Source organism: Pigmentiphaga sp. (genome assembly GCF_019689535.1).
In the GTDB taxonomy this organism is placed as follows: Bacteria; Pseudomonadota; Gammaproteobacteria; order Burkholderiales; family Burkholderiaceae_B; genus Pigmentiphaga.
The window spans coordinates 1-14223 of record NZ_JADGHH010000081.1 but is presented as its reverse complement, the minus strand read 5'-3'; the positions used below and the strand labels follow the sequence as shown (position 1 = coordinate 14223).

Genomic DNA, 14223 nt, shown 5'->3' with positions numbered 1-14223 from the left:
CGAGGGCACGCCCCGCTGCGGCGCCCCGCCCACGCGTGCACGATGTCCGGTGCCCGCGGCCCCTGCGTCCCCGACGCACCCTCTGCCGGCCCCTGGCCGCCAGCCGGCCGTGCGCTCCGCCACACCCAGATGGCAATCCATCATTCAAGCAACCGCCGCAGGCTCTCTTGCGGCCCGTCATATAAGGAGAAAACTTTGCTGCTCCACGCCAAGCGCTTCATTCCCGTCGCCCTCCTACTCTCCGCCCCAGCTTGGGCCCAGGCGCCGCTGAAGCCGGACGGTCAATGGCGTGGCTCGGTCAGCGCTGGAGCCAGCGTCGCATCGGGCAACACCGACTCGACTTCGATCAACCTCGGGGCCAACGCCGGACGCGCGACCGAGCGCGATCGGCTCAATTTCGCCCTCACCGCCCTTTACGGGACGAAGAAAGAGAACGGAGACCGCTCCGAGACCGCGAATCTGCTGCGCTTGGGTGGGAAGTACGACCGTGACGTCACCGATCGCATTTTCGGTTTCGGCTCGCTCGACATCGAGCACGACAAGCTGCAGGAACTCGATTTCCGGGGCGTGGCGGCGGTAGGCCTCGGCCACCACTTCGTCAAGACCGAGAAAACGGTGTTCGACGTGTTCTCAGGCCTGACTTACAACCATGAGCGTTTCACCTCCGAAACCCGCAACTCGACGGAGTGGCTGCTGGGCGAAGAATCCACGCATATGATCTCCGACACCACGTCGCTGCACCAGCGGTTGGCCATCTACCCCAACTTGAGCGACGGGGGCGAATACCGCATCCAGTTCGACGCCGGCCTGACGACGTCCATCACGAAGAAAATCGAACTGAAGGTAACGATCTCCAATCGCTACCTGAGCAATCCGCAACCCGGCGTGAAGAAATCCGACACCCTGCTGTTGACCAACATCGGCTACCGGTTCGGAGATTGACGCGGGCGATCCGGTCGCCGGGGGCGGCGACCGGACCAGGCTTATCCGATCTTTGCGCCGTGCCGGCGGAACAGCTCCCTCAATCGCGCGGCATCGCCCTGCACCCGACGCGACAGGAACGCCAAGACGTAGCGGTCGGGCCGCACTAGCAAGGCGTCCGCGCCCGCTTCGGCCAACACCTTCTGCAGCACGCCCTCGCAATCGCGCACGAGCAGGCGCCCGGCCTCAGCAGGCGGCAGCGGCCAAGGGAAATCATCCTGCGCCGGAACGATCTCGACCCGCCGCATGCCGAACGCGGCAACCAACGACTCGACCTCCGGCGCAAGCGGTTGCCCTACCCACCCCACGTAGGCAAAGCCAGGCCCCAGTATTTCATCCAGCAATTGCCGGCGTCCCCCGGGTAGCTCCACCTTGGGCTGCGGCAACAACTGACCGGCCTTGACCGCCGCATCGGGCGCCTGGCAGGGCACGAAAAAGCCCTCGCCAAAGCGCGGCTTGGGCTTGAACTTCAATTGCAGCACGTAGTCCCGGGCCGGCGGATAAAGACTGCAGGCCTTCAGCGCCCATTGCGCGGCCATGGCGCCGAGCAAGGATTTCGGCTGCATGTAGCGCCCGATCAGCAACGCCATCTTGATCAGCGCCCATGCGTGCGGCTTGCGCTCGGCCTCATAGGTGTCGAGAAGCTCGGCGCCCAGCCTCCCATGCACGACTTCCTGCAGCTTCCACGCGAGATTGGTGACGTCACGGATCCCACTGTTCATCCCCTGCCCCGCAAACGGCGGCGTCAGGTGCGCCGCGTCCCCCGCGAGCAAGACTCGCCCCTGCCGCCAACGTTCCGCCAGCCGGGCATGGAAGGTGTAAACCACCTTGCGCGCGATGGGCAGTTCAGCGTCGAGAGGCTCCCGTTCGCGGATCCAGGCGCGGAAGCGCTGTTCATCGAGTACATACTCGGGCGTCTCGCCTTCCTTGAGCATGAACTCGTACCGCACCGTGCCGTTCGGGCCGGGCAAGCGTATCGCGGGACGGACCGGATCGCAGTAGGTGCGAGTGTGGCGGAACGGCGCAGTGCGATCCAGCATGTCGACGATCAGCCACTTCTCGGCGAAGGTATTGCCCGACATGGCGATGCCAAGCTGCTCGCGCACGCCGCTGCGGCCGCCGTCGCACGCGACCAGCCAATCGCAGCTCAGCACGACGCGCTTGCCGTCGTGCTCGACGTCGAGCACGACCTTGTCCTGCTCCTGCGTGAACTGCCGCAATTCGTGCCGAAACAACGCGTCCACGTGCGGGAAGCGCTGCAGCCCGGCACATAGTTGCCTTGCCAGCACAGGCTGCCTGAACGCATTTCGCTTGGGGTAGCCATACTCCGTCGATTGGGGCTCGATGCGCGCGAACTGCCGTCCCGACCAGGAGTAATAGTGCACGCCGTAGCCTTGCACGATGGTAGGAAGAATCTCGTCGATCAGCCCGGCGGCCTGCGCGGTACGCAGGCTTTCGTCGTCGATCGACACGGCGCGCGGTTCGTCCACCGTGGAGGCGTTGCGCTCGAGCAGCAGCGTGCGTACGCCATACACCCCGAGTAGATTCGCAAGCGTCAAGCCGGTCGGGCCGGCACCGAGGACGATGACCGGATAATGAGAAGATGCGTGCATGATTCCTATCGTTTGCTTCGAGCCCGGAGGCGTTCGTTCTCCAGGGCGGATTCGATGGACGAGGCGGCAGAAAACACTTTGGAGAGCACCGCGTTGCGGCGTCCTGCCGGCAACTTGGCGACGGGTATGACGACGCTGAGGCTCCCGAGCACGCGCGTGCCATCGAGCAAGGCGACGGCAAGCCCCGCCATCCCCGGATCCACTTCACTGTGCGTGACGCAGGCCTTGGCCTCCCTCAAGGGCTCCAGTTCGGCCAGGAAACCGGAAAAATTCGCAGGAAAGCCCGCCTCGACGATCGCGGCGCGGTCCCGCCGCCAGAGGCGCTCCAACTCCACGCGTGGCAGGTGTGCCAGAATGACTTTCGAAGTCGCGCCCCGGTACAGCGGCATGGCGCGACCGCGCTCGTAACTCACCTGGCTAACCGGCTCGGCCGGCGCCTCCTGGTGGATGCACAGGACCTTGTCGCCGTGCACCCGGCACAGCAGCACGACCCCTCCCGTATCGACGGCGAGCTTGCGCAGCAGCGATCCGGATGCCTGCAGCAGCGGGTCCGCCAAGCGAATCTGGCGATCCAGCTCCACGATCAGCGGACCGAGCGCATATCCCCTGTCGGCCACCCGTTCGAGCAGGCCCGCCTCCTCCAAGGCTTTCAGGTCGCGGTAAATGCTCGCGCGCGACACGCCGAGCTCGGCCATGAGCTCCGCCGGCTTACGCACCGGCCGGCTCAGATCGAAGGAAGCGAGGATGCGCAGCAGGCGGGCGGACATGCGCGCCTCAATCCCGCATGATCGCCTTGCCCCACACGTTCAGCGTGCGCTCCTCGTGGGGCCAGATGCCCACTGGCCGGTCTGGCGCGCACACCTCGATCTCCGCCGAGATCTCGGCCAGGTTGCCATCGGGATCACGCACCATGAAGAACACGTCATCGCCCGGGCCGTGGCGGCCGATGCCCCAGACAATGGTCTCCTTGACCGCCGCCATGTGATCGCCCCACGTCTTCATCTCGTTCCAACCCGTGGTTTCGAACGACTGGTGATCGAAGCCCGGCTTGGGGGCACGGAACAGCGCCAGCGCATGGTGGAGATGTTCGGTGCGCAAAAAACATGCACGCAGCGTGCCCTCGCCATCCTGCACACGGTCGGAGAGCGTAAAGCCCAGTTCGCCTTCATAGAACGCCAGCATGGCCGCCGGATCCGTGGTGCGCAGCGCGAAATGTTGCAGGTGCGCGGCAGGCAATTCATCGCGGGCAGGCACGCCTGCCGGCACGCCCGGGCGCAACATGAACACGACCAGGTTGCCGTCGGGATCGCGCGCCGCGAGCGCATCCTCGCACGCAACCGGCAACGCGGGCACCGGCTCCGTCGCCCGCCCCTGCGCCTTGGCGCGGAAGGCCTGCCAGCGATCCGCGTCGGCAAAGCCGAAAGCCGCGTAGGCCAATGCATTGGCCGGACCGGCGGACAACACCAGCGTGCGCCCCGGTGCCGCACACACCCAGCGCTCACCCTTGGCAACGGTCTGCAGGCCGTGCGTACGGGCATAGAAATCCGCCAGCCGCTGTGGATCCGGCGAAGTCAAATGCAGATGATGCAGCGATGCACCCAATTCCATGATGTCTTCCCGATCGACTTGTGATTGTGTGGTCGAACTATCGTCGCTGACGCGCGCAGCGTCAATGCAATTTCTCATATATTGAGACGATATGGAACCGCGCTCCCGCCGAGTTCAAGGTCCAAGCGAGCAAAAAAAACCCCCGGCCATGCGGCCAGGGGTTTCGTCAGCGCTGCCGGGCGGGCCATGCAGGCCGCCCTTTCGCCATTCCCGGTCAGACGCTGACCGAGTCGGCAACCGCCTTGAAATCTTCGATCTGGTCGAAGTTCATGTAGCGATAGATCGACTTCTCGTGGTCGGCCAGGACACCGGCTTCTGCCATGTACTCTTCCTTGGTCGGGATACGGCCCAGGCGCGAGCAAATGGCGGCCAGTTCCGCCGAGCCCAGGTACACGTTGGTGTTCTTGCCCAGACGGTTGGGGAAGTTCCGCGTGCTGGTCGACATGACGGTCGCGCCTTCGCGCACCTGTGCCTGGTTACCCATGCACAGCGAGCAGCCCGGCATTTCCATGCGGGCCCCGGCCGTGCCGAGCACGCCGTAGTGGCCTTCTTCGGTCAGTTGCTTCTGGTCCATCTTGGTGGGAGGCGCGACCCACAGCTTGACCGGGATGTCGCGCTTGCCTTCCAGCAGCTTGGAGGCTGCGCGGAAGTGTCCGATGTTGGTCATGCAGCTGCCGATGAACACTTCGTCGATCTTGGCGCCGGCGACTTCCGACAGCGGCTTGACGTCGTCCGGATCGTTCGGGCAGGCGACCAACGGTTCGGTCACATCGGCCAGGTCGATCTCGATCACGGCGGCGTATTCCGCATCCGCATCCGGCTCCAGCAGCTTCGGATCGGCCAGCCAGGCTTCCATCGCCTTGATGCGGCGGGCGATGGACCGGGCGTCCTGGTAGCCGTTGGCGATCATCCACTTCAGCAGCGTGATGTTGCTGTTGATGTATTCGATGATCGGCTCCTTGTTCAGGCGCACCGTGCAGCCGGCGGCCGAACGTTCGGCCGAAGCGTCGGACAGTTCGAATGCCTGTTCCACCTTCAGGTCGGGCAGGCCTTCGATCTCGAGGATGCGGCCCGAGAAGATGTTCTTCTTGCCCTTCTTCTCCACCGTCAGCAAGCCTTGCTTGATGGCGTAGTACGGAATGGCGTTGACCAGGTCACGCAGGGTGACGCCGGGCTGCAGCTTGCCCTTGAAGCGGACGAGCACCGATTCCGGCATGTCGAGCGGCATGACGCCGGTGGCAGCGGCGAAGGCGACCAGGCCCGAACCGGCCGGGAAGCTGATGCCGATGGGGAAGCGGGTGTGCGAGTCGCCGCCGGTGCCCACGGTATCGGGCAGCAACATGCGGTTCAGCCAGGAGTGGATCACGCCGTCGCCGGGACGCAGCGAGATGCCTCCCCGGGTGCTGATGAAGGCGGGCAGCGTATGGTGGGTCTTGACGTCCACGGGCTTGGGATAGGCGGCGGTGTGGCAGAACGACTGCATCACCAGGTCAGCCGAGAAGCCCAGGCAGGCCAGGTCCTTGAGCTCGTCGCGCGTCATGGGGCCGGTGGTGTCCTGGCTGCCCACCGAGGTCATGCGCGGCTCGCAATAGGTACCCGGGCGGATGCCCTTGCCTTCCGGCAGGCCGCAAGCACGGCCGACGATCTTCTGGGCCAGCGTATAGCCCTTGCCGGTGTCGGCCGGGTTCTTGGGCAGGCGGAACAGCGTGGAAGGCGGCAGGCCCAGCGCTTCGCGCGCCTTGGCGGTCAGGCCGCGGCCGATGATCAGGGGAATGCGGCCGCCGGCGCGCACTTCGTCGAGCAAGACTTCGGACTTGAGCTCGAACTCGGCGATGACTTCGCCGTTCTTGAGGGCCTTGCCCTCATAGGGGCGCAGCTCGATGACGTCGCCCATCTCCATCTTGGAGACGTCCAATTCGATCGGCAGTGCGCCCGCGTCTTCCATCGTGTTGTAGAAGATCGGGGCGATCTTCCCGCCCAGGCAGACGCCGCCGAAACGCTTGTTCGGGACGAAGGGAATGTCTTCCCCCGTCCACCACAGCACGGAGTTCGTGGCCGACTTACGCGAGGAACCGGTACCCACCACGTCGCCCACATAAGCGACCAGGTGGCCTTTTTCCTTCAGGGCCATCAGCTGCTTGATCGGGCCAACCTTGCCCGGCTCATCCGGCTCGATGCCCGGGCGCGGGTTCTTGAGCATGGCCAGGGCGTGCAGCGGGATGTCGGGGCGGCTCCACGCGTCAGGGGCGGGAGAGAGGTCGTCGGTATTGGTCTCGCCGGGCACCTTGAACACGGTGATCGTCAGGCTTTCCGGGACTTCCGGACGGCTGGTGAACCACTCGGCCTCGGCCCAGCTTTGCAGCACGGCCTTGGCGTTGGCATTGCCCTGGTCGGCCTTTTCCTTGACGTCGTGGAAGGCGTCGAACATCAACAGGGTTTTCTTCAGGCCGTCGGCAGCGATGCCCCCAACCTGGGGATCGTCCAGCAGTTCGATCAGCGCGCTGATGTTGTAGCCCCCCAGCATGGTGCCGAGCAGTTCCGTGGCCTTGGCGCGATCGATGAGCGGACAGACTTCCTTGCCCAGGGCGACGGCAGCCAGGTACGAAGCCTTGACCTTGGCGGCATCGTCCACGCCCGCCGGGACGCGGTTGGTCAACAGATCGAGGAGCGCCTGCTCTTCACCCTTGGGCGGGTTCTTGAGCAGCTCGATCAGGTCAGCGGTTTGTTGGGCCGAAAGCGGCAGCGGAGGAATGCCAAGCGCGGCACGCTCGGCGACGTGTTGACGGTAGGATTCAAGCATTGAAGGTGTCCCGGTTTGGAGGGATTAAGGGCGATACGGCGGGGATTGTAGGACCAGCGGGAAACCGGCGCAACTGTCTTATATCTTATATAAGACATACGGCACCCACCCTCCCCGGCCACGGCCGTTTGTTGCTACGATGCCTGCGTATCACTGAAAACAAGCTCGTCGTGCCGGGCCGACGCGGCGCAACGACCGCACCGTTTCGCCCTTAGGCTCATGGAACTCCGCCAACTCCGCTACTTCGTCCGGGTCGTCGAATTGGGCAGCATAGGACGGGCCGCCCGCGAACTGGGACTGGTGCCGTCCGCCCTCAGCCAGCAGATCAGCCGCCTGGAAGGGGAGCTCGCGACGCGGCTCCTGCAGCGCACCGCCACCGGCGTCATACCCACCGATGCAGGACTGGCATTCTGGCGCCAAGCACAGATGGCACTGCGACACGCCGACCAGGCCGCGGTCGCGGCGCGTGAAGCGCGGCTCTCCGGAGCGGTGAGCGTAGGCTTCGCCCCGTCTACGGCTTCGCTCCTGGCGCGCCCTTTCGTTGCCGCCATGCAGGAACGCTACCCCGACGTGCGGCTGCACCTGGTAGAAAGCCTCTCCGGCCATCTTGCCAGCATGCTCAATGCCCGGTTGCTGGACCTGGCCGTCCTCTTCCAGACAGAGAGCGGGCGTCATTGGAGCGTCATGCCGCTGCTCGACGAAAAGCTGTTCGTCGTGGCCCGCCCCGGCGTCGTGCCTGACCGCCAGCCCGCGCAGCCCATGACCGTGGCCGAAGCCGCTCGCCTTCCGCTGGCCATGCCCAGCAAGAACCACGGCCTGCGCATCCTCGTGGATGCCGCCTTCGACCGGGCCGGGGTCGAACCGGCCATCACGCTGGAAATCGACGGCCTGACCACGCTGATGGACATTGTCCTTGCCCAAGAGATCGCGACGATCCAACCCGGCGTGGCGGCGGGCCGCCTGCACGACGAACTCTGCCTCTATCCGCTCGACGACCCCTACCTGCATCGCCGCAACGTCGTCACCAGCGTCTCGGACGACGAACTCTCGCCCGCCGCCCTCGCCGCCCGGGTCGTCCTCACCGACCTCATGCGCTCACTGGCGCGAGACGGACAGTGGCCCGGGGCCAGGCTTTGCGAACCCTAGGCCTGCGACTTCGCGAAGGCCGGGCCGCGCAGGCGTCGCCTGCGCGCCACGGCGCACCCACGCGAACTAAGCGCTCGCATTCGCTGTTGATCGCGCACCACAAGGCCTCGCAGCCGTTCGCTTGGCAAAGCTGGGCCGATGGCCCAAACATGATGGAGATGCGGATGAGCCGTGGATAGAATCGGCGCACGATATTCCCATCCGTGAGGACAATGGTGATGCGCGCGCGCTCCTCGAATCCAGATTGCCCTCCTCCTGGGCACCCCTTCGAAAGCTTTGACGCCCGCCCTGCGCTACGATCGCCGCGGCGGCGGCAGGTGATGCAGCTGGCCGGGGCAGGCGCGCTGCTTCACATCCTGTCCGGCTGCGGGGGCAGCGGCGACCCACTCCCCACTGCCGACAATCTGGCCGAAGCCATCCAATGGGGCCGCGGCGCCATCGGGCAAGTCCTGCAAAGCGGGGAGGCCAGCGCGGTCTCGGTCGCATTGCTGACGAGCGAGGGCGTCATCTGGCAAGAGGCCTTCGGGATTGCAGACCCCGAAGGGCAGAAGCCCGCCACCGTGGATACCCGCTTCAACATCGGCTCGGTCAGCAAGGTGGTAGGCGCGCTCGCCGCGATGATGCTTTGCGATCGGGGCATGTTGGAACTGGATGCGCCCATCGTGCGGTACCTGCCCGACTACCGCATGCTTTCGCCGGAATTCGATCGGATCACGGTGCGCCACCTCATCAGCCACACCTCGGGGCTGCCGGGCACCAACTGGCGCAACATTTTCGCGTTCGGTCCGATCGAAGGTTACGCACGCGACACGCTGGAAGGCCTGGCCCACTTCCATCTCAAGCACCTGCCCGGAGAGCTGGCGGTCTATTGCAACGACGGCTTCACCATGGTGGAAAACCTGGTCGCCGAAGTCTCCGGGCTGCCCTTTGCGGAGTTCGTGCAACGCGAGATTCTCGAGCCCCTGGGCATGCGCAACTCGGCCTATCCGGTCCAGCCCTTCCCCGAAGGCAGCTACGTACATGCGGTCTATATAAAGGCGAGCGCATGCCCCAGGAATTCGTGTCGGCCTACGCCACCGGCGGGCTCGCCTCCACGCCCGGCGACATGATGCGCCTCGCGGCAATGTTCCTGAACCTAGGTGTCCACCAAGGCAGGCGCCTGGTCTCTCGCGAGGCCATCCTGGAGATGGGCACGGACCAAACCAAGAACCTGCGCATCAATCCGTGCCCCGAATGGCGCTGGGGCCTCGGCTGGGACGCGACGCATCATCCCGGCCTCGAGGCCGTAGGCGTCAAGGCTTGGCAGAAGAACGGCGGCACCTTCCTGTTTTCGAGCGAATTCTTCGTGCTGCCCGATCACCATATGGCACTGATGATCGCCGGCTCGGGCCCCGCCTACGGGGCGCTGCGCATCGCGGAAGGCGTGCTGCTGCGCGCCTTGGCGGCGGTGCGCGCCATTCCTTCGGTGCCACCCGCGCTTGTCGGCATACCGCCGGCCGTATCAGAATCCGTAGATGCCGGAAGCGTCGCCGGCATCTACGCCAACCACGAGGCACCGATCAAAGTACAGGCCACGGAAGCCGGCGCCATCGACATCCTGCAGTGGGGGAACGGTGCCTGGCAGCCTCTCGCCCAAGGGCTGACCCTGCGCACGGACGGCTGGTGGTGGAACGATGCCGTGCCGCAAAGCAGCTATCGATGGCAAACCGTCGACGATAAGCTGTACCTCATCCAACGCACGACGGCTGGATACGGACACTACCGCTCGTCCATGCCCATCGGCCAACGCCTGCCTCCCCGCGAGGCGCCGCTGCCCGACGCCTGGCAGGCCCGCCTGGGCACGCGCTGGCAGCTGGTCAACGAATCGCCCGACTCCCTGGCGCGCGTCTTCGAAAACGACGTCGTCATCCTGGGCGAGCTGCCGGACCTCCCTGGATACCTGCTCTGGAACAACACGCAGCTCCTGCTACCCGACAGCGACGACCGGGCCAGGATGACGATACAGGTTCCGGTGAATCACGGCCGCGACCTGGTCGAGATCGAAATGGAAACGGCAGACGGTGCGCCGCAACTGCGCGTGGGGTCGTCGCTATTTCGGCAGCTGGCTGAGGCCTGACCACCGCCAAGCCCGCGGTGACACCACTGAGCCGCGGGCGGCCTTCGGGAATGCGGCCGTGCCGACCTAGCGCGGCACTACCGGCTGCAACCATGACGGACACGATAGCGCGCCCCATTCACGATTCGTGAATACCCGTTGCCGGGCCACTGCCTAGCGTGCCCGTCTCCGTTCGCCTTACAGTGGCGCACACACTGATAGGAAGGCGGAATGATCGATGTCTTGGTAATCGGCGGCGGCAACGCCGCTCTATGTGCTGCCTTGATGGCCCGCGAAGCCGGCGCCAGCGTCATGTTGCTGGAAGCCGCCCCGAGGGAATGGCGCGGAGGCAACTCGCAGCACACGCGCAACCTGCGCTGCATGCACGACGGCCCGGAAGACGTGCTGGTCGACAGCTACCCTGAAGAAGAGTTCTGGCAAGACCTGCTCAAGGTCACGGGCGGCATCACTGACGAAAAACTCGCCCGCATGGTCATCCGGCACACCTCCACCTGCCGGGGCTGGATGCGCAAGCACGGCGTGAATTTCCAGCCGGCGCTGTCAGGCACGCTGCACATCGCCCGCACCAATGCCTTCTTCATGGGCGGGGGCCGGGCGCTCGTCAACGCCTATTACCGCAGCGCCGAGCGCCTGGGCGTACACATCCGCTACAACACGCCGGTGCACGCACTCGAGCTCGACGGCGACCGATTCGTCGCGGCGTTGACCGAAAACGAACGCATTCCCGCGCGGGCCTGTGTGATGGCGTGCGGCGGCTTCGAGTCGAACCTGCAGTGGCTGCGCGAAGTCTGGGGCCAGAACGAACGGGGCGAATGGCCCGCGGACAATTTCCTGATCCGGGGCACGCGCTACAACCAGGGTACCCTGCTGAAGTTCATGATCGAGGCCGGCGCCGACATGATCGGCGATCCGACCCAGTCGCATTGCGTCGCCATCGACGCCCGGGCACCGCTCTACGACGGAGGCATCTGCACCCGCATCGACTGCGTCTCGCTTGGCATCGTCGTCAACCGCGAGGCACAGCGCTTCTACGACGAGGGCGAGGACTTCTGGCCCAAACGCTACGCGATATGGGGCAGGCTGGTGGCATTCCAGCCTGGGCAGATCGCGTATTCCATCATCGATGCCAAGGCGGTCGGGCGATTCATGCCCCCGGTGTTTCCCGGCGTCAAGGCCGACAGCCTGCCCGAACTGGCGCGCCAGACGGGCTTGGACGAAGCAGCCCTCGTGCGGACGGTGCAGGAATTCAATGCGGCCTGCCGCGTCGGGAATTTCGACCATACCATCATGGACGACTGCCATACGGAAGGCATCACGCCCGCCAAGACCCACTGGGCGCGACCGATCGACACGCCGCCCTATTTCGCCTATCCGCTGCGCCCCGGCATCACCTTCACCTACCTGGGCACCAAGGTTGATGAAAACGCCGCCGTGCATTTCGGCGGGCGCCCCAGCCCCAATCTGTTCTGCGCCGGGGAAATGATGTCCGGCAACGTGCTGGGCAAGGGCTATACGGCCGGCGTCGGCATGTCCATCGGTACGGCCTTCGGCCGCATCGCCGGCACGCGCGCCGCCGAAGCCGCATTGAAACGCACTCACGGAGCACAACTTTGAAGCAGCTCGAGGACCTCGCGCGCGATGCGCAAACCATGGCATCCGGCATGCAGGCCGCACCCGTACAGTGGCGCACCGACGCCGCCGCGCATCCCGGTTCGTCCGCGCTAACCGCGGACGAAAACGAAGCGGCCCGCGTCCTGCAGATATGCAACGCCTGCCGCTACTGTGAAGGGTTCTGCGCGACGTTCCCCGCCATGATGCGTCGGCTGGAGTTCGGGAAGGCCGACGTGCATTACCTGGCCAACTTATGCCACAACTGCGGCGCATGCCTGCACGCATGCCAATATGCACCGCCGAACGAGTTCGCCGTCAACGTGCCGCGCGCCATGGCCAAGGTCAGGGTGCAGACGTACGGCGATTACGCCTGGCCGGGCTTCCTGGGCCGGCTATACCGCCACAACGGCATCACCGTGGCGCTGGCGACCGCCTTTGCGCTATCGCTCTTCCTGGTGCTGGCCGTCGCCATGAACGGCGGGCTCTGGCACGAGCCGCTCGCGGGCAATTTCTACGCCATCTTCCCCCACAACCTGCTGGTGACGCTATTCGGCGCCGTTTTCGTCTTCGCCATCATCGCGCTCGGCGCAGGGGTGGCCCGGTTCTGGCGCAACGTGTCGCCGGGGGCGGCCACGGCTCCGGCGGTAGCCGAAGCGGCGCACGACGCCTTGCGCCTGAAGTACCTGGACGGTGGCCACGGCAAAGGCTGCAATGAGGAAGACGACGCGTTCACCCTCGCGCGCCGCCGCTTCCACCATTTCACTTTCTACGGGTTCATGCTGTGCTTCGCCGCCACGTGCGTGGCCACCGTCTATCACTACGCCCTGGGGTTGCCTGCGCCGTATCCGTGGACCAGCCTGCCCGTGCTGCTCGGCATCGTGGGTGGCATCGGCCTGTTGGTCGGCCCGGCCGGCCTCTTGTGGCTGAACCTGCGTCGCCACCCGCTGCACGGCGACCCCGACCAGCGCCCGATGGACCGCGGCTTCATTTGCCTGCTGTTCCTGACCAGCCTGACTGGCCTCGTACTGCTCGCCGCGCGCGACACCGGAGCCATGGGCTTCTTGCTGGCGATCCACCTGGGCGTGGTGATGGCGCTTTTCCTCACGCTGCCCTATGGCAAGTTCGCGCATGGCGTCTATCGGTGCGCCGCCCTGCTCAAATGGAGCATCGAGAAGCGTCAGCCCAGCAACACGCGGCTGACTCCGGACTGAGCCGCCCTGCTTCAACCGCGCGTACGCGGCCGGTCCGGCAAACGGCCTGAGGGCGTGGGCCTCACCGCACTTACCGCGGCGGGCTGTCCCGCCGCGAGCTCTTCCGCAATCCGGCCAGCTGCCTGCTTGACCAGCTGCACTACGCGAGGCACGTCCACCACTTCCAGGCGCGGCATGTCGATTACGACGGACAACGCGCCCCACACGCCCCCGTCGGCCTTGGGAACCGGCGCGGCAACGGCGGCCAGCTGGGGCTCCAACTCCCCCCGCGAGACGTAGTGCCCCGCGCGCCGGATGGCGGCGTAATACTTGCGGAAAGCGGGCCACTCGGTGGGAAGTCCGGCTCGCGCGATCTCGTCGCGATGGGCGTCGAAGAGTCTGCGCAATTGCGCGGGAGGGAACGAGGCCAGGATGACCTTGGGCGCTCCGCCGCTAAATAGCGGGCGAGGCCGTCCGCGCCCGTAAGCGAGCGTGGCCGGCGCCTTGCCCATCTCTCGATGCGTGTCGAGGATCTGCGAGCCGAACCAGGCTGAGGTCACGCAATCGAACCCCGTCCGCTCAACCAGGTCGACCATGTACGGAATCGCCACTCTCAACAGCGGATCTGCCCGGCGGATGTAGTAGTCCAGCACCACGATCCGCGGCCCCAAGGCATAACGGGAGTCCGCCGCGCGTTGCAACAACCCCGATTCCACGAGCGTCTTGACGTAGCGATACCCGGTGGGCAGGGATACGTCCAGCAGCGAAGCGATCTCTTCGGCGGAGCGGGTCAGGTTGTCTTCGTCAAAGAGATCCAGCACCCGGAGCATGCGCTCCAGGCTGGTGGCGGATTTTTCTTCCATGCGTCATTGGGGCAGTGTCACCCCGGCCGCGGGGAGTCGGGCCGTGATGCGCTCGAGTTCATCGGAAGTTTGAGCCACCCCCATCACGTAGCGATCGGGGCGAAGCACCATGGCCCGCGCACGATGAGCATCGAGCCAGTCTGCTAGTGTACGGTCCGGACGGTCGAGCACCACGGCATCCAGGCTTTTCCAGCGATGCTGGGCGTCCTCCCCAACGCCGTGTATCACATCCGGCACGCCGATGACCGCCAAGCGATTGCCCAACACTTCATCCAGCCATCGCCCATCTTCAAGC

At 65.6% G+C, this 14223-nt stretch carries 9 protein-coding genes and 2 pseudogenes; 5 read left to right on the top strand and 6 right to left on the bottom strand.

Annotated features, from left to right (window positions below; all coding sequences use genetic code 11):
- Positions 1-195 precede the first annotated feature (195 nt).
- On the top strand, positions 196-942 hold the full coding sequence (locus IRZ12_RS09015; protein WP_296467487.1) for a YdiY family protein: 747 nt from the start codon (positions 196-198) through the stop codon (positions 940-942).
- Between the two features lie 41 nt (positions 943-983).
- Here IRZ12_RS09015 and IRZ12_RS09010 read toward each other — a convergent pair whose 3' ends face one another.
- The 4 genes from IRZ12_RS09010 to acnB all read right to left on the bottom strand — a co-directional run bounded on the left by IRZ12_RS09010 (position 984) and on the right by acnB (position 7002).
- Positions 984-2594 (bottom strand): bifunctional 3-(3-hydroxy-phenyl)propionate/3-hydroxycinnamic acid hydroxylase, encoded by a 1611-nt coding sequence (locus IRZ12_RS09010; RefSeq protein WP_296467484.1) that lies wholly within the window; start codon positions 2592-2594, stop codon positions 984-986.
- A gap of 5 nt (positions 2595-2599) precedes the next feature.
- Positions 2600-3361, bottom strand: coding sequence for an IclR family transcriptional regulator C-terminal domain-containing protein (locus tag IRZ12_RS09005; RefSeq protein ID WP_296467481.1), 762 nt, complete (start codon positions 3359-3361; stop codon positions 2600-2602).
- Positions 3362-3368: 7 nt separating this feature from the next.
- Entirely contained in the window at positions 3369-4202 is an 834-nt protein-coding gene (locus IRZ12_RS09000) for a VOC family protein (RefSeq protein ID WP_296467476.1), read from the bottom strand.
- A 214-nt stretch (positions 4203-4416) separates the two neighbouring features.
- Complete coding sequence (gene acnB, locus IRZ12_RS08995; RefSeq protein ID WP_296467473.1) at positions 4417-7002, bottom strand: bifunctional aconitate hydratase 2/2-methylisocitrate dehydratase; 2586 nt, start codon at positions 7000-7002, stop codon at positions 4417-4419.
- A gap of 219 nt (positions 7003-7221) precedes the next feature.
- On the opposite strand from acnB, the gene IRZ12_RS08990 reads away from it, so the two are divergent.
- From IRZ12_RS08990 to tcuB, 4 genes and pseudogenes are all read left to right on the top strand, one after another.
- Complete coding sequence (locus tag IRZ12_RS08990; RefSeq protein ID WP_296467469.1) at positions 7222-8148, top strand: LysR family transcriptional regulator; 927 nt, start codon at positions 7222-7224, stop codon at positions 8146-8148.
- Positions 8149-8360: 212 nt separating this feature from the next.
- A pseudogene (locus IRZ12_RS08985) lies at positions 8361-10264 on the top strand (serine hydrolase domain-containing protein).
- Between the two features lie 210 nt (positions 10265-10474).
- Positions 10475-11878, top strand: coding sequence for an FAD-dependent tricarballylate dehydrogenase TcuA (gene tcuA / locus IRZ12_RS08980; RefSeq protein WP_296467464.1), 1404 nt, complete (start codon positions 10475-10477; stop codon positions 11876-11878).
- On the top strand, positions 11875-13086 hold the full coding sequence (gene tcuB / locus IRZ12_RS08975; protein WP_296467459.1) for a tricarballylate utilization 4Fe-4S protein TcuB: 1212 nt from the start codon (positions 11875-11877) through the stop codon (positions 13084-13086). The genes tcuA and tcuB overlap by 4 nt, the downstream gene beginning before the upstream one ends.
- Positions 13087-13097: 11 nt before the next feature.
- On the opposite strand, the gene IRZ12_RS08970 is transcribed toward tcuB, so the two are convergent.
- Together IRZ12_RS08970 and IRZ12_RS08965 are read right to left on the bottom strand one after the other, a co-directional pair.
- A complete protein-coding gene (locus tag IRZ12_RS08970; protein WP_296467455.1) occupies positions 13098-13928 on the bottom strand; it encodes an IclR family transcriptional regulator in 831 nt (276 codons plus the stop codon).
- Between the two features lie 3 nt (positions 13929-13931).
- Positions 13932-14223, bottom strand: a pseudogene (locus tag IRZ12_RS08965) (bifunctional 3-(3-hydroxy-phenyl)propionate/3-hydroxycinnamic acid hydroxylase); the annotation flags it as partial.